Annotated in this window: 18 protein-coding genes; 10 read left to right on the top strand and 8 right to left on the bottom strand. The window is 65.2% G+C overall.

Features of this window, described 5'->3' with window-relative positions; genetic code table 11:
- Window positions 1-26: 26 nt before the first annotated feature.
- From G3N59_RS11065 to G3N59_RS11055, 3 genes are all read right to left on the bottom strand, one after another.
- Entirely contained in the window at window positions 27-209 is a 183-nt protein-coding gene (locus tag G3N59_RS11065; RefSeq protein ID WP_199126471.1) for a hypothetical protein, read from the bottom strand.
- A gap of 22 nt (window positions 210-231) precedes the next feature.
- The gene (locus tag G3N59_RS11060; protein ID WP_205982682.1) at window positions 232-1,413 is read right to left on the bottom strand and encodes a cytochrome c; all 1,182 of its coding nucleotides are present in this window, start codon (window positions 1,411-1,413) and stop codon (window positions 232-234) included.
- Window positions 1,414-1,576: 163 nt separating this feature from the next.
- Window positions 1,577-2,248: a c-type cytochrome gene (locus G3N59_RS11055; RefSeq protein ID WP_241023373.1), complete on the bottom strand. Its 672-nt coding sequence runs from the start codon at window positions 2,246-2,248 to the stop codon at window positions 1,577-1,579.
- A 524-nt stretch (window positions 2,249-2,772) separates the two neighbouring features.
- On the opposite strand from G3N59_RS11055, the gene G3N59_RS11050 reads away from it, so the two are divergent.
- Window positions 2,773-3,522: a FadR/GntR family transcriptional regulator gene (locus tag G3N59_RS11050; RefSeq protein WP_205982614.1), complete on the top strand. Its 750-nt coding sequence runs from the start codon at window positions 2,773-2,775 to the stop codon at window positions 3,520-3,522.
- A gap of 71 nt (window positions 3,523-3,593) precedes the next feature.
- Here the strand turns inward: G3N59_RS11050 and G3N59_RS11045 are convergent, their stop codons facing one another.
- A complete protein-coding gene (locus G3N59_RS11045) occupies window positions 3,594-5,177 on the bottom strand; it encodes an aldehyde dehydrogenase (NADP(+)) (RefSeq protein WP_205982613.1) in 1,584 nt (527 codons plus the stop codon).
- A 161-nt stretch (window positions 5,178-5,338) separates the two neighbouring features.
- A complete protein-coding gene (locus G3N59_RS11040) occupies window positions 5,339-6,253 on the bottom strand; it encodes a LysR family transcriptional regulator (RefSeq protein ID WP_205982612.1) in 915 nt (304 codons plus the stop codon).
- Between the two features lie 163 nt (window positions 6,254-6,416).
- On the opposite strand from G3N59_RS11040, the gene G3N59_RS11035 reads away from it, so the two are divergent.
- The 6 genes from G3N59_RS11035 to kdgD all read left to right on the top strand — a co-directional run bounded on the left by G3N59_RS11035 (window position 6,417) and on the right by kdgD (window position 13,889).
- On the top strand, window positions 6,417-7,355 hold the full coding sequence (locus tag G3N59_RS11035; protein ID WP_205982611.1) for a 2-hydroxyacid dehydrogenase: 939 nt from the start codon (window positions 6,417-6,419) through the stop codon (window positions 7,353-7,355).
- 124 nt (window positions 7,356-7,479) lie between these two features.
- Window positions 7,480-8,841: an MFS transporter gene (locus G3N59_RS11030; protein WP_241023343.1), complete on the top strand. Its 1,362-nt coding sequence runs from the start codon at window positions 7,480-7,482 to the stop codon at window positions 8,839-8,841.
- Between the two features lie 198 nt (window positions 8,842-9,039).
- The gene (locus G3N59_RS11025) at window positions 9,040-10,380 is read left to right on the top strand and encodes an MFS transporter (protein ID WP_205982610.1); all 1,341 of its coding nucleotides are present in this window, start codon (window positions 9,040-9,042) and stop codon (window positions 10,378-10,380) included.
- Window positions 10,381-10,414: 34 nt separating this feature from the next.
- Entirely contained in the window at window positions 10,415-11,491 is a 1,077-nt protein-coding gene (locus G3N59_RS11020) for a beta-propeller fold lactonase family protein (RefSeq protein ID WP_205982609.1), read from the top strand.
- 75 nt (window positions 11,492-11,566) lie between these two features.
- Window positions 11,567-12,916 (top strand): glucarate dehydratase, encoded by a 1,350-nt coding sequence (gene gudD / locus G3N59_RS11015; RefSeq protein ID WP_205982608.1) that lies wholly within the window; start codon window positions 11,567-11,569, stop codon window positions 12,914-12,916.
- Between the two features lie 55 nt (window positions 12,917-12,971).
- A complete protein-coding gene (gene kdgD / locus G3N59_RS11010) occupies window positions 12,972-13,889 on the top strand; it encodes a 5-dehydro-4-deoxyglucarate dehydratase (RefSeq protein ID WP_205982607.1) in 918 nt (305 codons plus the stop codon).
- Window positions 13,890-14,015: 126 nt separating this feature from the next.
- Here the strand turns inward: kdgD and G3N59_RS11005 are convergent, their stop codons facing one another.
- Window positions 14,016-14,279 (bottom strand): H-NS family nucleoid-associated regulatory protein, encoded by a 264-nt coding sequence (locus G3N59_RS11005; protein WP_205982606.1) that lies wholly within the window; start codon window positions 14,277-14,279, stop codon window positions 14,016-14,018.
- A gap of 147 nt (window positions 14,280-14,426) precedes the next feature.
- On the opposite strand from G3N59_RS11005, the gene G3N59_RS11000 reads away from it, so the two are divergent.
- A complete protein-coding gene (locus tag G3N59_RS11000; RefSeq protein ID WP_241023342.1) occupies window positions 14,427-15,521 on the top strand; it encodes a hypothetical protein in 1,095 nt (364 codons plus the stop codon).
- A 26-nt stretch (window positions 15,522-15,547) separates the two neighbouring features.
- Here the strand turns inward: G3N59_RS11000 and G3N59_RS10995 are convergent, their stop codons facing one another.
- Entirely contained in the window at window positions 15,548-16,246 is a 699-nt protein-coding gene (locus G3N59_RS10995) for a cytochrome b/b6 domain-containing protein (RefSeq protein WP_241023341.1), read from the bottom strand.
- A gap of 112 nt (window positions 16,247-16,358) precedes the next feature.
- On the opposite strand from G3N59_RS10995, the gene G3N59_RS10990 reads away from it, so the two are divergent.
- Entirely contained in the window at window positions 16,359-16,958 is a 600-nt protein-coding gene (locus G3N59_RS10990) for a TMEM175 family protein (protein WP_205982605.1), read from the top strand.
- Window positions 16,959-17,050: 92 nt separating this feature from the next.
- Here the strand turns inward: G3N59_RS10990 and G3N59_RS10985 are convergent, their stop codons facing one another.
- Window positions 17,051-17,605 (bottom strand): DUF4142 domain-containing protein, encoded by a 555-nt coding sequence (locus G3N59_RS10985; RefSeq protein ID WP_205982604.1) that lies wholly within the window; start codon window positions 17,603-17,605, stop codon window positions 17,051-17,053.
- Window positions 17,606-18,006: 401 nt separating this feature from the next.
- Between G3N59_RS10985 and G3N59_RS10980 the strand changes: the two genes are divergently transcribed.
- Complete coding sequence (locus G3N59_RS10980) at window positions 18,007-19,056, top strand: diguanylate cyclase (protein WP_241023340.1); 1,050 nt, start codon at window positions 18,007-18,009, stop codon at window positions 19,054-19,056.
- Window positions 19,057-19,065 lie beyond the last annotated feature (9 nt).

Genomic DNA, 19,065 nt, shown 5'->3' with positions numbered 1-19,065 from the left:
AGCGGTTCGCGCAGGTCAGGAGTGTTTCACTGGATCACGCCGCGAGGCAGGAACACCAGAAAGTAGAAGGCGAACCAGATTGCCGCCACGATCGCCGTGGCGATGCTGGCCAGCGCCAGCGCGCCGCCCGGCCCCTGGCGAACGATCTCGTCGACCTGTTCGTGCTGCGCTCGCTCGCCTGGCTGCTCGGGAACGGGTGTTTCGATCATCGCGGCCTCGTGATAAACGTTGCTAGAAAAGCGGCGCGGAGCGTAGTGCGTTGACTTCTTTCACCGATACCGGCGCGCCGTGATTTCCCCACGCCGTGCGGATATAGGTCACCACTGCGGCCACTTCTTCATCAGAAAGCGACTGCGCGAAAGGCGGCATGCCATAGGGCATCGGATTCTTTATGGTGCCCGGCGCGTAGCCGCCATTGAGGACCATGCGAATAGGGTTCACCGCCGAATTCATCTGGATCGACTGATTGTTCGCGAGCGGCGGGAAATGTGGCAGTTTTCCTTGCCCCTGCGTGGCGTGACACACGGCGCATTGCGCCTCGTAAATCTTCTGCCCGAGTGGCGCGAGACGATTCGATTCTTCCGTGACGACCTGGCTCCTGGGCGATTGATCGACTTCGTTCGAATGGCCAGGCAGCGACTTCAGATAGACGGCTACGGCGCGCACGTCGTCTTCGGTGAGGTACTGGAAGCTGTCGTAGACGACTTCCGCCATTGGCCCATAGACGGCGCCGCGATTGGACACACCGGCGTGCAGCAGATCGACGATATCGTCGATGCTCCAGTCGCCGAGCCCCGCTTCCTTGTTGGACGTAAGCGATGGCGCATACCAGTTCTGCAGCGGAATCAAACCACCCTGAAATTCCTTCGAGGCGGAATTGCCGCCCAATGCATTGATTTCCGTATGGCACATCGTGCAATGGCCGAGTCCCTGCACCAGATACGCGCCGCGATTCCATTCGACCGACTGTTTCGGATCGGGCTTGAATTCGCCCGCACGAAAGAACAGCGCGCGCCAGCCAAGCAATAGCGACCGCTGGTTATACGGAAATCGCAGCGTGTGGGCGCGATTGGGCTGATGCACGGCTTGCGTGGACATCAGATAGGCGTAGATCGAGTCGGAGTCGGCGCGCGTCACTCTGGTGTAGGAGGCGAAGGGCATCGCCGGATAAAGCAGCGTGCCGTCGCGCGATTTGCCTTCGTGCAGCATGCGATAGAACTCGTCGGCGCTCCACGCGCCAATGCCATAGGTTTTATCGGAGGAGATATTCGGCGTGTAAAGCGTGCCGAACGGCGTTTCCATCGGCCGCCCGCCGCCGAACATCTGTTGCGACGGCACGGTGTGGCAGGCAATGCAGTCGCCTGCGCGCGCGAGGTATTCGCCGCGCGCGATCTGCACGGCGTTGGCGGCCATGGGTTTGGCGTTGGCGGTGGCCGCTGCTGCCGCTGCGCTCGCGGCGTCTGCGGCGTTGGCAGTCGGCGCTGCGCTTTGCGCGAGCGCGTTGAGCGTCAGCGCTGCAAGGAGCCAGCCAGTCACGGCGATGAGGGATCGAAGTCTGCGCACGTCGAGGCCTCGGCTAGTGGGGGACGCTGCCGCACGCGAGCGGCAGCGGCGCGGGCGCGGCTGGCATCGGATCGGCCGGGGCGGGCTGGGCGGCCAGCCAGGCGGCAATCGCCGTGATGTCGCGCTCGGCCAGATGCGAGGCGATGTCGTGCATGCAGTCCGGGCTGGCGGCGCGGCGCGTGCCGTAGCGGAACGCGCCCAGCTGCGCGCTGATGTAATCCGCGTGCAGGCCCAGCAAGCCCGGAATCGCGGGCTGCATGCCCGTGAGCGAGGCGCCGTGGCAGGCCGCGCAGGCGGGCACCTTGCGCTCGGGCGCGCCGTTGGTCACGAGCGATTTGCCCAGCGCCAGCATGGCGGCATCGACCCGGGGCGTGGCGGGCGCCGGATAGGGCGGATGCTGCTGGGCGAAGAAGGCGGCGATCTGCTTGAGGTAGGCGTCGGGCAGATAGGCCAGCAGATAGTTCATCGGCGGATAGCTGCGGCCGCCGTCGCGAAACGCGATCAACTGGTTGTAGAGATAGCCCTCGGGCTTGCCCGCAAGGCGCGGGAAGTAGTCGTTGTCGGTGCCTTCGCCATGCGCGCCGTGGCACGCGGCGCAGCCCATCACGCGCGCCTGCAGGGTGTCGGGTGCGCGTTCGGCGGGCGGCGCGGCGTGCAGCCGTGCGCCGGGCAGCGAGAGCGTCAGCGCGCCGACCAGGGCCGCAGCAAACGCGCTAACAACGCGGACGATGCGATGGCTCAATGATTCCCTCGTTGCGAATTGTGGGGGTGCTGGTCAACACAAGCGACAGCACAAACGCGATGCGATCCGGTATCAGTTGAGGCGCTTTCCGGTGACTGGGGTATGTCAGGCCGGTGTGCATCCTTTGCGAGAGATTATGGACAAAAAACCCGGCTGTCGAGAGCAATGTGTACACCTGCCGTAGCACGGTTTCTTTACGTTTATCCCTTGAAATAGCAGGTTTGCTAACACGGCGACGAATTTTCGCAAGAGATGACCGGTATCGTTTGTTATGGAATCCATATTAATTTTGGGCGATCGGGAAAATATGGCGCGAAGGCATGCCGGCGCGTGAGCAGGTTGTCCGATGTCCTGGGCGAGAGCGTGTCCCGATAGCCTGTTCGCAGGGATAAAAGCGCCCGCGCCTCGCTCGCACAGTTGTCCGACGACGTATAATGGTGCGAAATCCGAACACCAAGGAGGGGACGATGGCCGATCTGCTCGCCGCGCCCACACTCAACCGTCCGCCCCGCAATCGCAATCTCGCCGAACACGTGGTCACCTACGTCAACGAGCAGATTGCCTCGCGCGCACTCAAACCCGGCGACAAGCTGCCGACCGAAAGCAGTCTCATGACGCTGCTCGGCGTGAGCCGCACCGTGGTGCGCGAAGCCATTTCCCGTCTGCAGGCGATGTCCGTGATCGAGACGCGTCATGGCATCGGCAGCTTCGTGCTGGAGCCGCGCCGCGAGCCGCTCGATCTCGACGTCGTGCCCGCAAGCACGCTGAACGATCTGCTGTCCGTGCTGGAATTGCGCATCAGCCTCGAAACCGAATGCGCGGGCCTCGCCGCCCAGCGCGCAAGCGAGCGCGATCTCGCGGCTATCCGCACGGCGCTCGATGCGATTTCGGCGGCCACGCGCGCGGGCGGCGACAGCCCCGGCGCGGATCTGCAGTTTCACGTTTCCGTGGCGCGCGCCACCGGCAACCGTTATTTCGTCGATATCCTCACGCAGATGGGCGCGGCGCTGATTCCGCGTCATCGCATCGATTCGGCGGGTATCGCGCACAGCGATCCCAAAGCCTATGCCGAGCTGGTGAATCGCGAGCACGAAAGTATTTTCGAAGCGATCGCGCGCCATGATCCCGAAGGCGCGCGCGCGGCCATGCGCATGCACCTGTCGAGCAGCCGCGAACGGCTGCGTCGCGCGGCGGCAGCGGCGGGCGAAACCGCCTGAAGCGCAGCAACCCGGCATAAAAAAACGGCGGCCAGATCGATCTGGCCGCCGTTTTTCATTCACGCGCTCGTTCAGCCGCGCACGATGTCGCCATCCTTGCGGCGCCACAGTTCCAGCGGGTTGCCATCCGCCAGCGCTTCGGGCAGCAGGCCTGCCGGGAAATCCTGATAGCAGACCGGACGCAGGAAGCGGTCGATCGCGTTCGTGCCCACCGACGTCGCGCGGCTATCGGACGTCGCCGGGAACGGGCCGCCGTGCACCATCGCGTGCGAGACTTCCACGCCGGTCGGGAAGCCGTTGACCAGCAGGCGGCCAGCCTTGCGTTCGAGAATCGGCAGGAGGCGTCTAGCGGCGGGCAGGTCGTCGGCGTCCATCTGGAGCGTGGCGGTCAACTGGCCCGCGAAGTGTTCCGCAACCGCCAGCAGTTCGGCTTCGTCCTTGCAGCGCACCAGCGTCGAGGCCGGGCCGAACACTTCGTCCTCCAGCGCTGGCTGCGCGAGGAAGGTCTGGGCGTCGGTGACGAAGAGGGCGGCGCAGGCCTGGTTCGGGCCGCTTTCCGGCTGACCTTGCGCGAGTGCGTTGACGCCAGGCGTCTGCGACAGGCGTTGCGCGCCTTGCTCATACGCCGTGTGGATGCCGGCCGTCAGCATGGTCTGTGCAGGCTTGCCGGCCAGCGCCGCCGAGGCGGCATCGACAAACTGCGCAAGCGCCGGGCTTTCCACGGCAATCGCCAGACCCGGATTCGTGCAGAACTGACCGGCGCCCAGCACCAGCGAATCGACGAAACCCTGTGCGATCGACGCACCGCGCGCGGCCAGCGCCTGCGGCAGCAGGAACACCGGGTTGATGCTGCTCATTTCCGCGTAGACGGGAATCGGCTCCGAGCGCTGCGCGGCGATGCGCATCAGCGCCGTGCCGCCCGCGCGCGAACCGGTGAAGCCCACCGCCTTGATGGCCGGATGCGCGACCAGTGCCTCGCCCACCGTGCGGCCCGCGCCGACGATCAGCGAGAACACGCCTTCGGGCAAGCCCATGTCCTTGACGGCCTGCTGGATCACGCGGCCGACCATCTCCGACGTTCCCAGATGCGCGCCATGCGCCTTCACGACGACCGGGCAACCGGCTGCGAGCGCCGCAGCCGTATCGCCGCCCGCGACCGAAAACGCCAGCGGGAAGTTGCTCGCGCCGAACACCGCCACCGGGCCGACGGCAATTTTCTGCAGACGCAGATCGGCGCGCGGCAGCGGCTTGCGCTCGGGCAGGGCGGAATCGAGCGTCGCGCCAAGCCACACGCCCTGACGCACTTCCTGCGCGAACAGGCGCAACTGGCCCACGGTGCGGCCGCGCTCGCCTTCGAGACGGGCCTTCGGCAAACCGCTTTCGGCGTGGGCGCGTTCGGTCAGCGTGTCGCCGAGCGCGGCGATGCCGTCGGCGATGCGTTCGAGAAAGGCCGCGCGCGTGGCGAGCGGCAGATTGCGGTAGGTGTCGAACGCGGCGCCGGCCAGTTCGCAGGCGCGCTTGACGTCGGCGGCCGTGCCGCTGCCGAACGCCGGCGCGGGAATGTCTTCGCCGGTGGCGGGATTGAAGGCCAGTAGCGGCTGGTCCGAGCCGCGCACGGCGCGGCCTCCGATAAGCATGTCGCCGGTGATCTGCATGGTGTCTCCTGGTTGGCAAAGCGATGAGTTATGTCATCGTACAACATAAGCCGTGCGGGAAACAACCTTTGCGGATCAGGGGGGATATCTCAAAGTAAACGGGGGTTTTGTCGGAAAAATGTCACAAATCACATCGAAAAATTTCGTGTGACATCGTACAACTAGGCGCTGTGGCGGGTTTTCGCATGCTGCGAAAAATAGTCGAGCGCGAAATCCCGGAAGCGTTCGACGGCGGGCGTGTTCTGCTCTTCGCTCCAGGCCAGATCGAGGTCGGCGTGGGCGTCCGCGGTCCAGAGCGGGTGGAACTGGACATCGCGAAAACCCAGTTCCTGCGCGGAGGCGGGCACGATCGCCACGCCCAGTCTCGCGCGCACCAGCGCGACGATGCTATGCGTCTGGTCGATGAACTGCACGTGGCGCACGCGCACGCCCGCCGCGTTGAACAGCCCGGCGATGCGGTCATGAAAGTATTTGCCGCCGTCGCGCGAGTACATGACGAAGGCTTCGTCCTCCAGATCGCGTGCGGCAATCGTGCGGCGCTTCGCCAGCCGGTGCGTGGCGGGAATGGCGGCCATCAGCGGTTCGCGCCGCAGCAGCCGGCAGGCGATGCCGGGACTGGCGAACTGGGCGCGCATGATGCCGAGGTCGATCGCACGGGTTTCCAGCGCGCGCGTCTGCGCGAGCGACACCATTTCGCGCAGCACCACGGTGATGCCGGGCAGCGCCTCGCTGGCCGCCGACAGCAGCGCGGGCACCATCTGATAACCCGAGACCGCGGTGAAGCCAACCGTCACCTGGCCCGCGTCGCCGCGCGCCACACGCCGCGCCGAATCGGCGGCCTGATCCGCCAGTCGCAGGATGCGCAGCGCGTCGTCGTAATAGACGCGGCCCGCCTCGGTCAATTTCACGCTGCGGCTATTGCGCTCGAACAACACGAGCCCCAGCGCTTCTTCGAGCAGATGGATCTGCCGGCTGAGCGGCGGCTGCGTCATGAACAGGCGCGCGGCGGCGCGCCCGAAGTGCAATTCCTCGGCGACGGCCACGAAACAGCGCAGATGATTGAGGTCGACGTTCATTTCAATTTGTGTATCGATCGATGCTGAATATAGCTTAGACCTCGATCGATCGCCTGCCTATACTCGATTGCGATTTCACCCCACGACGCGGTCCGCCGCCACGGCGCGCCGCCTCGCCATCACCCCGAATCACGCAGCACGATCGCCACGAGGAAACCCGCGCATGTCCTTCGAAGTCCTTCTCATCAATCCCGTGATTGCCGCGCTCGACGAGGCGCTGCGCGCCCGTTACACGGTGCACCGCCTCTACGAGCACGCCGACGCGCAAGGCTGGCTGCGCGAGATCGGCGCGCGCATCGACGGTGTGGTGACGGGCGGCGCCTCGGGTATTAGCAACGCGACGATGGAGCAGTTGCCGAAGCTGCGCATCGTCGCGATCAGCGGCATTGGCACCGACGCGGTCGATCTGGCCTACGCCCGCGAGCGCGGCATTCATGTGTCGACGACGCCGGGCGTGCTCACCGACGATGTCGCCGATCTCGCCATCGGTCTGCTGCTGGCGGTCTGCCGCGGCCTGTGCGTGGGCGACCGCTACGTGCGCGACGGCCAGTGGCTCGCGAAAGCGCCGCTGCCGCTGGCGCGCAAGTTCAGCGACATGAAGCTGGGCATCGTCGGGCTGGGTCGCGTGGGCCGTGCGATTGCCACGCGCGCCGCCGCGTTCAATTGCGCGATTGCCTACACCGATCTGCGGGCCATGAGCGATGTGCCGTATCGCTACGTGAGCGACCTGCATGCGCTCGCAAGCGAAAGCGACGCGCTGGTGCTGGCCGCATCCGCCGACGATGCGGAGGGTATCGTCGATGCGCGCATTCTCGACGCGCTGGGTCGCGACGGCTGGCTCGTCAACGTGGCGCGCGGCAAGCTCGTCAACGAAGCCGATCTGGTGCGCGCGCTGGTGGAGCAGCGCATCGCGGGCGCGGGTCTCGATGTTTTCGTCGACGAACCGAGGGTGCCCGCCGAACTGCTCGCGCTGCCTAACGTCGTGCTGCAGCCGCATCGTGCGAGCGCCACGGTGCAGACGCGCGAGGCCATGGGGAAGATCGTGCTGGATAGCCTCGCGGCGAGTTTTGCGGGGCAGCGCCCCGAAACCAGCGTGACGTGAGCTTGCGCGCGCAACGATTGGCGCTGCGGCGCGCGATGCAACGGCGCGCGCGGCGCTTCAGGTGGCCACAGCGGCAGTAGACACGCGCGCCACAAAAAATCATCCCGAGACAGGGAGGAGACACATGAAAGCCTTCGATATGACCGCTGCGAAGCCAGCGGCGCAGCAGGCCCGCATTGGCCATTTCCGTTATGCCATCCTCGGTCTGATTTTCTGCATCACGGTCCTCAATTACGCGGATCGCGCGACGCTCTCGATTGCCGGCACCTTCGTCGCCCGCGATCTGGGGCTCACGCCCGCCGCGCTCGGCGTGGTGTTTTCCGCGTTCGGCTGGGCTTATGCGATCGGCCAGATTCCCGGCGGCTGGCTGCTGGACCGCTTCGGCGCCCGGCGCGTCTATGGCGCGAGTATCGTGCTGTGGTCGTGCTTCACGATGGCGCAGGGCGCGGTGTCGGTGTTCGGTTCGGTGGCGGCGGCCACCACGGCGCTCTTCGTCATGCGTTTCATGCTGGGGCTGGTGGAGTCGCCGGCCTTTCCCGGCAACGCGCGTGTTGTCGCCGCCTGGTTCCCGACCGCCGAGCGCGGCACCGCCAGCGCGCTGTTCAATTCCGCGCAATATCTCGCCGTGGTGATCTTCACGCCGCTGATGGCCTGGCTCACGCATCGGTTCGGCTGGCATCAGGTGTTTTTCTTCATGGGCGCGCTGGGTATCGTGGCGGCGTGCATCTGGTTCGCGACGATGCGCGAGCCCGCCGATCATCCGCGCATGAGTCGCGCCGAACTCGATTACATCGCCGAACGTGGCGCGCTTGTCCATCTCGACAGCCATCTCGGCGGGCGCGGCCATGCGCGCCGCCGCTTTACGCGGCGTGAGATTGCCGTGCTGTTCAAGAGCCGCATGCTGTGGGCGCTCTATATCGGCCAGTACTGCATCACGGCGCTCACGTACTTTTTCATCACGTGGTTCCCGATCTATCTGGTGAAAGAGCGTGGCATGAACATCATGACGGTGGGCCTGGTTGCGGCGCTGCCGGCCATCTGCGGGTTTTCGGGCGGCGTGCTGGGCGGCGCGCTGTCGGACTGGCTGATACGGCGCGGTGTGCCGATGTCGGCGGCGCGCAAGACGCCGTTCATGATCGGCATGGTGCTGGCCACGGCGCTGATCGGCGCGCCGTTCGCCACGACCGATACGGCCGTCGTCGTGCTGGTTTCGCTGGCGTTCTTCGGCAAGGGACTGGGGGCGATCGGCTGGGCCGTGCTCGCCGACGTCGCGCCGCGCGAAATGACCGGCCTGAGCGGCGGGGTGTTCAACGGCATCGGCAACGTGGCGGGGATCGTTACGCCCATCGTGATTGGCTTCGTGGTGGCGACCACAGGGTCGTTCGACCGGGCGCTCTGGTTCGTCGGGGCGCACGGCGTGGTGGCGATGCTCGCGTATGGCCTGCTGGCAGGCCGTTTCCGGCGGATCGAGCTGCCATCGGCTTGAAAAGCGCTTATGTTGTACGATGTCTTATATTGGATCGTGCAGCGACAAAGATCACGCGATCATCAGCCTGAAACCCTTGTCGCCGCTGATTTATGGCCGATTCGAGGGTAAACCTCATGTTGGAGTTGTCCGATGACTTGGCTATGATGTCATCAGACAACGTACCACGGTGCACGACACCGACAGGAGACAACCCCGATGTCCGCTTCCACTACCCGCTACGACTCGCTGCTGGATTCAGCCAGCGCCAAGGTCAAGCGGCACGTCCTGCCGCTGTTCCTGATCATGTTCATCGCGAATTACATCGACCGTGTGAACGTCGGTTTCGCCAGCGCGCATATGGAAACCGATCTGGGTCTGTCGGCGGCGGCTTATGGGCTGGGCAGCGGGCTGTTCTTCATCGGCTATGCGCTGTTCGAAGTGCCGTCGAACATGCTGATGCAGAAGTTCGGCGCGCGCGCCTGGCTCACCCGCATCATGGCGACGTGGGGCGTGGTGGCGGCGTGCATGGCGTTCGTGCGCACGGATACCTCGTTCTACGTGCTGCGCTTTCTGCTCGGGATCGCCGAAGCGGGTTTCTTTCCGGGCGTGGTGTTTTACTTCGCGCAGTGGCTGCCGCAGAAGGAACGCGGCAAGGCCGTGGCGATCTTTCTGGCTGGCTCCGCGTTTGCTTCGGTGCTGTCCGGGCCGGTGACGGGCGCGCTGCTGTCGGTTCGCGGTCTGGGTCTTGCGGGCTGGCAGTGGATGTTCCTGATCGAAGGCGCGTTTTCCATCGCGCTGTGTGCGGCAAGCTGGCTGGTGCTGAAGTCGCGTATCAGCGACGCGCACTGGCTCAGCCGCGAAGAGCAAGGCGCGCTCGAAAACTACATGGCGCGCGAGCAGGCCGAACGTGAAGCGGCCACCGGCGGCGCACGCGTGCCGGTCACGCGTTTGCTGCGCGATCCGCAGATCGTGCTGTTCTGCTTCCTCTATTTCGCGATCCAGCTGACGATCTACGCGGCCACGTTCTGGCTGCCCACCATCATCCGCAAGATGGGCGGCCTCTCGGATTTCCAGGTCGGTCTCTACAACGCGATTCCGTGGATGATCGCCATCGTCGCGATGTACTGCTTCGCGCTGCTGTCGGCCCGCTTTCGCTTCCAGCAGGGCTGGCTGGCGCTGGCGCTCGTGATTGCGGCGTGCGGGCTGTTTGCCTCGACTTCCGCGAATCCGGTGTTCTCGTTCGTCGCGATCTGTTTTTCGGCGATTGGTTTCAAGGCGGCGTCTTCGCTGTTCTGGCCGCTGCCGCAAGGTTATCTCGATGCCCGCGTGGCGGCTGCCGTGATCGCGCTGATCAACTCGCTCGGCAATCTGGGCGGCTTCTTCGCGCCGGCCACCTTTGGTTACCTTCAGCAGCACACCGGCTCGATCGCGGGCGGTCTTTACGGTCTGGGCGTCACGTCGCTGATTGCGGCCGCCGCCGCGTTCCTTGCACGCAGCAAACCGTCGCGGCGCGCGTTCAGCGACGAAGCGGATTCCCTCCATCGTGGCGCACACTAATGCCTTTCGCCCACGACCACTGAGGGAATCGCTCATGCAAGACCGCTACTTTGTCTACGTTTCGAACGCCAATGACGGCGAGATCGACGTGCTGCATCTGGATGCCAACGCCGGCACGCTCACGCCGCACGCCCGCACCAGCATCGCGCCGACCGTCATGCCGATGGCGCTCGCGCCGGACCAACGCCATCTCTACGCCGTCACGCGCGGCAGCGATCTGCATCTGTATCGCTACGAGATCGACGCGCAGACCGGCAACCTGAAAACGCTGGGCCGCGCGCCGCTCGATTCGAGCTTCGCGTATCTGGGCGCCGATCCGCTGGGCCGCTTTTTGCTGGGCGCTTCGTATGGCGAGCATCGCGTGTGTCTGTATCGCACGCAGGACATCGATAACGGCCTGGGCGCGCCGCTGCAGACCGTCGAAGGTATCCAGAACGCGCACGCTGTCATTGTGTCCGGCGATGGCCGTTTTGCTTACGCCACGTCGCTCGGCAGCAATCGCGTGTTCGGCTTCGCGCTGGAAGACGAAGGGCGTTTGCGCGAGATCGGCGTGGTGGATCTCGGCCAGGGTTTCGGTCCGCGCCATCTGCGTCTGTCGCCCGATGAAAACACGCTCTACGTGCTCAGCGAATTCCGCGCGACCGTGGCCGCCTTCAAGCGCGATGCGCAGACGGGCGAACTCGCGGCCAGCCATGTTTCGCCGCGCGCGCCCGACCTTGCGCACCTGAACGACGGCTTCGCGCGGCCCGGTTCTTCGGACCCGGTGCAGCCCGATCCCGCCGACCTCGCGAAGCTGGTCTGGGCCGCCGATATCCACGTTGCGCCCGATGGCCGCTTCGTCTATGCGTCCGAGCGCACCACCAGCCGTCTGCTGACGTACGCCGTGCAGCCGGATGGCGCGCTGGACTATGCGGGTTGTGTCGATACGGAAACCCAGCCGCGCGGTTTTCGCCTCGATCCGTCGGGCCGCTTTGCGGTGGCCTGCGGAGAAAAGTCGCCGCACGTCTCGCTGTATCGCGTCGATGCGCAAAGCGGCACGCTCACGCTCGCCGCGCGCTGCGCAGGCGGACACGGCGCGAACTGGGTGGAGATCGTCGCCGCACCGGCTTGACCTCGCTTGAACCGATTTGATTAATCGACTGGCGCCGCTCCATACAGGCGCCGATTTTTGACAGGTAACGCTTTCATGACCACACAAAACGTCTCTTCGAACGCGACGCCCGTCGTGACCGAACTGCGCGTCGTGCCCGTCGCGGGCCGCGACAGCATGCTGATGAACCTCTCCGGCGCGCATGGCCCGTTCTTCACGCGCAACGTCGTGCTGCTGCGCGACAGCGCGGGCAACACGGGCATCGGCGAAGTGCCGGGCGGCGAGGCGATCCGCAAGACGCTCGACGATGCACGCGCGTTCGTGGTCGGCCAGTCGATCGGCAATCTCCAGGCCGTGCTCAACACGGTGCGCAAGCAGTTCGCGGACCGCGATTCGGGCGGCCGCGGCCTGCAGACCTTCGATCTGCGCACGACGATTCACGCGGTCACCGCGCTCGAAGCGGCGCTGCTCGATCTGCTCGGCCAGCATCTGGGCGTGCCGGTGGCGGCACTGCTCGGCGAAGGCCAGCAGCGCAGCGAAGTGGAAATGCTGGGTTACCTGTTCTTTATCGGCGATCGCAACAAGACGGATCTGGAGTACGCCAGCGGCGCCGATGGCCGCGACGACTGGGAGCGCGTGCGCACGGAAGTGGCGATGACGCCCGAAGCCGTGGTGCGTCTGGCCGAAGCCGCGAAGGCGCGTTACGGCTTCAACGATTTCAAGCTCAAGGGCGGCGTGCTGTCGGGCGACGCGGAAATGGAAGCGGCCACGGCGCTGGCCGAACGCTTCCCGGAAGCGCGCGTGACGCTGGACCCGAACGGCGCGTGGTCGCTGGCCGAAGCGATCCGTCTGTGCCGCGACAAGCACGATGTGCTGGCCTACGCGGAAGATCCGTGCGGCGCGGAAAACGGCTATTCGGGCCGCGAAGTGATGGCCGAATTCCGCCGCGCCACCGGCCTGCCCACGGCCACCAACATGATCGCCACCGACTGGCGCCAGATGGGTCACGCGATCCAGTTGCAATCGGTCGATATTCCGCTGGCGGACCCGCACTTCTGGACCATGCAGGGTTCGGTGCGCGTGGCGCAGATGTGTAACGACTGGGGCCTCACGTGGGGCTCGCACTCGAACAATCACTTCGATATTTCGCTGGCGATGTTCACCCACGTGGCCGCCGCCGCGCCCGGCAAGATCACCGCGATCGACACGCACTGGATCTGGCAGGACGGCCAGCGCCTCACGCGCGATCCGCTGCAGATCGTCGGCGGCAAGGTGCAGGTGCCGCAGAAGCCGGGTCTGGGGATCGAGATCGATCTCGACGAACTGGAAAAAGCGCATGCGCTTTACCAGCAGCACGGCCTGGGCGCGCGCGACGACGCCGTCGCCATGCAGTACCTGATTCCCGACTGGAAATTCGACAACAAGCGCCCGTGCCTCGTGCGCTGAGCGTTGCGACTGAACACATTCACAGACTCATCGACAGATTGAAAGGATCGCCACCATGACCACTCCGCAAGAACTCAAGCAAATCGTTTCCGAAGGCCTGCTTTCGTTTCCCGTCACCGACTTCGACGCACAGGGCAACTTCCGCGCCGATACCTACGCCGAGCGCCTCGAATGGCTGGCGCCGTACGGCGCGAGCGCGCTGTTCGCGGCGGGCGGCACAGGCGAGTTCTTCTCGCTGACGAAAAGCGAGTACTCGCAGGTCATCAAGACCGCGACGGAAACCTGCAAGGGCAAGGTGCCGATTCTCGCGGGCGCGGGCGGCGCGACGCGCGTGGCCATCGAGTACGCACAGGAAGCGGAACGCAACGGCGCGCAGGGCATTCTGCTGATGCCGCATTACCTCACGGAAGCCTCGCAGGAAGGCATTGCGAAGCACGCGGAAGAGGTCTGCAAGGCCGTGCCGAAGATGGGCGTGATCATTTATAACCGCGCCAATTCGAAGCTCAACGCCGACATGCTCGAGCAACTCGCCGACCGTTGCCCGAACCTGATCGGCTTCAAGGACGGCGTGGGTGAGATCGAGTCGATGGTGACGATCCGCCGCCGTCTGGGCGATCGCTTCTCGTACCTCGGCGGCCTGCCGACGGCGGAAGTCTATGCCGCCGCCTACAAGGCGCTGGGCGTGCCGGTGTACTCGTCGGCGGTATTCAACTTCATTCCGAAGACGGCGATGGAGTTCTACCGCGCGATTGCGGCCGACGACCACGCAACGGTCGGCAAGCTGATCGACGAATTCTTCCTGCCGTATCTGGCGATCCGCAACCGCCGCGCCGGTTATGCCGTGAGCATCGTCAAGGCCGGCGCGAAGCTGGTGGGCCACGACGCAGGCCCGGTGCGTGCGCCGCTGACCGATCTGAACGAGGAAGAACTCGCGCAGCTCGACGCGCTGATCAAGAAGCTGGGCGCGCAGTAAGGCTGGGCGGTTCTCAACCCGCCTGAAAGCGTCTGAAAACAACAGGCCCGCGAGCTTTGACGGCTCGCGGGCCTGTTGTATTGACAACGTGTTGTTGAATCTCGCGTTGAATCTCGCGGCTTGGGCTTATTCGCCGAACAGGTCGAAATTACCTTTGCCGTTACTGGCCTGCGCGGCGGCGCCCGGCGCAGCGGCGCCCGGCGCGGCCTTGCGCTTGCGCGTGGCCTTGGGCGCGCGCGGCTTGCCGAACAGATCGTCCGGCGTAAAGCCGAATTCGGCGATGGCGGCGCGGGCGGACACAAGCGCCTCTTGAGCCGCCTCGGCACGCGCCGCTTCGATGCGCGCGTCGAGGGCGCGTTTTTCGGCGAGCAATTCGAGGTAGGTAGCCATCTGCGCGTTCTATCGGTCGAGTGAAGGGGAGCGCCGATTTTACGCCATGCGCCGGGCGCTGTCCTTGCGCGCATGGCGATGCAGGCACGGCGGGGCATAGAGCTTGCTACCCAGGACGGCTGTGCGCACTTTCCCTCGATACCTTCCATGATTTCATTTCGCCTGCTGTCCCGGCGGCGTCTGATCGCTGCTGCCTTTTGTCCTGTCCTGATGATGTCCGGTTGCGCCTGGTTCGGTCCGCATATGTTGCGCACCGATCAGGTCGATTACGAACGCGCGCTCGGCGACGCCAAGAAACGCGAGATGCTGGCGACCATCGTCGGGCTGCGTTATGGCGATTCGCCGTCGTTCGTGGCGGTCAGCCAGATCATCGCGTCGTACACCTTCGAAGCCAACGCCGGCGCGCTCGCCGAAGGCGGTTCGCGCAACGCGGGCACGAGCTACGGCCAGGCGAGCGTGGGCGCGACGTACTCGAATCACCCGACCTTCACCTTCGTGCCGACCACGGGCGACGCGCTCGCAACCGGTTATATCCGCCCCTTGCCGACCGAACTGGTGCTGCCGCTCGCCGATAGCGGCGTGCCCATCGACCTGTTGCTGCGGCTGTCGGTGCAGTCGATCGGCGGATTGCAGAATGCCGCGCCGCTGGGCGGACCGAGCAGCGACGGCAATCCCGGCTTCTTCGAACTGCTGCGCGCGCTGCGGCGGCTGCAACTGGCGGGCCAGTTGACCATCAGCTACAAGCAGGACGAGCACGATCACCAGGCGCACGTGACGATGAGTCTGGGCGCCGACGGTGCGCCGCCCGAATCGGCCGCCGATCTCGCCGAGGTGCGCAAGCTGCTGCATCTGTCGCCGGTCGTGCGCGAGTATCAGGTGGTGAATGCGCCTGCGTTGGGCGGCAACGGTCACACGATCAATATGGTGACGCGCTCGGTGATGGGGATCTTGAGCAATCTGGGCGCGCAGATTTCGGTGCCCGAGAGCGATGTCTCGCGCGGCGCGACCATGCCGACGGTGCATCTGATCGGCGGCGAAACCCGGCCGACCATCGTGGTGCATGTGGGCGAGCGCGCGCCGGCCGGCGCGTATGCCACCATCGACTATCACGGCGCGACTTACTGGATCGACAACGACGATTTCGATTCGAAATACGCGCTGACGGTGCTGCAGAATCTGATCGCGCTGGCCCAGGCGAATCAGGACCAGAAGGCGCCGATCCTGACGGTGCCGGCGGGGTGAGCGCCGCTGTGCAGTTTGGCGTGTGCCTAGAGATAAAACGCCAATAACGCCGTCACCAGCGCGGCAAATCCCATCAGCAACACCGCGAGCCACAGCGAGGTGCGCCGTGGCGCGCGTGACGTGACGGGCAGCGGCTTGATACCCGTCACCATCGGCCCGACGAGGTTGTGCCCTTTCAGCAGCGCATACAGGCCGATTGCGCAAACGTGCAGCACGACGGCCGCGGCCAGCACGTCCCAGCCATACGCGTGAATAGCCGAAATCATATTGGCGATCGCCGCCGGCACGATCTCCGAAAGCGGGCCTTCATCGGCGATATCGTTGTTGACGTAGAGGCCGCTGAGCGTCTCCGCGAACAGCAGCGCGAGCAGCAACATCACCATCCAGCCGCCGGCCGCGTTGTGTCCCACCTGCACATCGGGCTCGCGGCGCCCGAGTTGACGCAGATGGCGCCACGCCGCTGCGGGCGTTGCCAGAAAGCGGGTAAAGCGCGCGGTTTCGCTGCCGCAACAGCCCCACATCAGACGGAACAGGACCAGCGCGAGCAGCGTTTCGCCCGCGCGCACGTGCAGCTGCATCCAGTTCATACGCTGCGATAGCCACGCGAGCGCCACCAGTCCGACCGTGAGCCAGTGAAACAGCCGCGTGGGCAGATCCCAGACCCGCACGCGTCGCCAGTCTACCGATTGAGCGGTCTCGCTTCGTTCGCCTGAATCCATCGCCATGGCGTTCCTCTCAGGTGTGTGCCGGCGCTACGTGGCATCGGCGCGCGCTTTCGGCCATACTTTCGGCTACCTTTCTTGTCCTGCAATTTCTGTCCCGTGCCTGGCGAAGCCGATGAATAAAAACCGACTCGAAGCATTCAGCGATGGCGTGCTCGCCATCATCATCACCATCATGGTGCTGGAACTCAAGGTGCCGCACGGCGACGATATCGGAGCGCTCGCACCGCTCTGGCCGACTTACCTGAGCTATGTGCTCAGCTTTCTCTATGTGGGCATTTACTGGAACAACCACCATCACATGATGCACGCCGCGCGCAGCGTGAACGGCTCGGTGCTGTGGGCGAACCTGCATCTGCTGTTCTGGCTTTCGCTGCTGCCGTTTACGACCGGCTGGATGGGCGAAAACCATTTCGCGCGCTGGCCTACCATGCTGTACGGCTTCAACCTGCTGCTCTGTGCGATCGCGTACGTCGTGCTGCAGGCGACGCTGGTTCATTATCACGGCATGCAAAGCCCGCTCGCGCGCGCACTCGGACGCGACTTCAAGGGCAAGGCGTCGGTGGCGGGTTATCTGCTGGGGATCGTGCTGGCGGCGCTGGACTGGCCGCATATCGGCGCGCTGTTCTTCGTGGCCGTGGCGCTGCTGTGGCTCGTGCCGGACCGCCGCATGGAGCGGCTCGTGACGGCGGCAAGCGAACATAGCGAAGAGTAGTCGACGTTTCAGATGCGAAGGGCGCGGGCCGTGCGGGCGCCGCGCCCTTTAGATTGACCGGCACGCGCTCAGGCGTGCCGCCACGGCGGCGTTCAGCCCGCCAGATGCTTGCGTTGAGCCAGTTCCTTCGCCTTGGCGATATCGGCCTGGATCACGGGCAGTCCTTCGCTGGCGGCCTTTTTGAGGCCCGCATCGCGGCCCGAGGCGATCTCCGCCTGGAAGGCCGAAAGCGTCTTCTGCTGGCCGCCCAGCGCCACCTGTTCGATATACGCCTTGTCGAAATCGGCGCCGCGCAGGTTCTTGATGCCGTCGATCACGGCGGTGTCGGGATCGTTACGCGGCACGTCGACGCCGCGCGGGCTGGCGGCGCGCATCGAATCCGAAAGCTTCGAATAATCGGCGACGAGCTGTTCCGCGAAGGCCTTCACTTCGCGGTCGGTCGAGCGCGAATCGGCGATACGCGCGGCGTCGCGCTGGGTGGCGACCGTTTGCGTGCCATCGGCGATAAAGCTTTTGTCGGCGGCGTGCAGTTCCGGTGCGGCGGCGGTCGTTGCGGGCGCCGCGGTCTGCGCGTGGGCGCTCATGGAGAGCGCGAGAAGGCCGACTGCGGAAGCACTGGCGAGAGAAGCAAGCGAGAGGCGAATCATACGAACTCCTTGTCTGCGTGATGTTCCACGCGATGGGTATGTCTTGCCGGTTTGGCTGTACGACCGTTCGGCGGGTTGGCCGCGCAACGGTCTGAAGAATTCTAGGAAGGCAGAGCGCGTACAGGTGCAACGATCGCGTCGCTTCTGTAACGGTTGGTAAGAAGCGGAAGGTTGGGGCCGTGGGTCGGCCGTTTGATTGCCACTTTCATCGCGCTGTCACATCGGCCGCGCGCATGCATCGAAAAGCGCCTCAAAAGCCCGTTACGCATGGCGCATGCAATGGCACAATGGCCGCATTCCGGTGCGCGCGCGGGGTTGCGCGCGCGTTAGCGGGGCCGGGTAGCGAGACAGGACGCAGGACTAAAAAGCAGCACAACAACAGGTCAGGATTCGATTCGAGCATGAAACCGAGCAAGCATCCCATGGCCGGCAAGGGCAGGCGTTTCGTCGAGCGCACCTGGCGCCTGCGTATGGTGGGCCTCGCGCTCGGCTTCTTCTGCGTGGCGGCGGTGTTCGCGCAGCAGGGGCGCGGCGCGGTGCTGTGGTCGCTGCTGGTTTTTCACGGTTTCATCTGGCCGCACGTCGCGCGCCGGGCCGCGCATGCCTGTGTCGTGCCGTATCGCGGCGAGCGCTTTAATCTGATGATCGATTCGGCGCTGGGCGGTCTGTGGGTGGTCGCGATGCGCTTCAATCTGCTGCCGAGCGTGCTGCTCCTCGTGATGCTCAGCATGGACAACATCGCGGCGGGCGGCCTCACGTTATTTCTGCGCGGCGTGCTCGCGCATCTGGTCGGGCTGCTTGGCGGCTGGCTGGTGCTCGGTTTCGTGTTCGAGCCCGTTACGCGCATGCCCACCATCGTCGCGTGTCTGCCGTTCTTGATCGTCTATCCGATTGCGCTGGGCTGGAGCACCTATCGCATTTCCCGCAAGCTCGCGGAACAGACGCGCATTCTTGAAGGCCTCAGCCGCACCGACGGCCTCACCGGCCTGCTCAATCGCCGTCACTGGGAAAACCTGCTCGCCGATGAATTCGAGCGTTGCCGCGCGACGCGTTATGCGTCGTCATTGATGCTCGTCGATCTCGATCACTTCAAGCACGTCAACGATACGCGCGGTCACCAGGCCGGCGACGCCGTGCTGTGCGCGTTTGCGGGTTTGCTGCGCGATCATTTTCGCGTGAGCGACAGCATCGGGCGCTATGGCGGCGAGGAGTTCGGCGTCGTGCTGCCCGGCGCGACGCTCGCCGAGGCGCGGTCGGTGGCCGAGCGTTTCGTGGCCGCCGTGCGGGAAAAGAACAAGGAAGAGGGCGGGCAATGCCCGTGCACGGTGAGCGTGGGCGTCGCGCAATGCGACGAGTCGATGATGGATCACGCCGCGTGGCTCAAGCAGGCCGATGCCAGCCTTTATCGCGCGAAGATGACGGGCCGCGATCGGGTAGTGACGGCTGCGTGAGCGCTAGAA

The organism is Paraburkholderia sp. Ac-20340, assembly GCF_017104965.1.
Classification (GTDB): domain Bacteria; phylum Pseudomonadota; class Gammaproteobacteria; order Burkholderiales; family Burkholderiaceae; genus Paraburkholderia.
The sequence above is the reverse complement of the archived record's forward strand: the minus strand, read 5'-3'. Positions and strand labels throughout refer to the sequence as shown.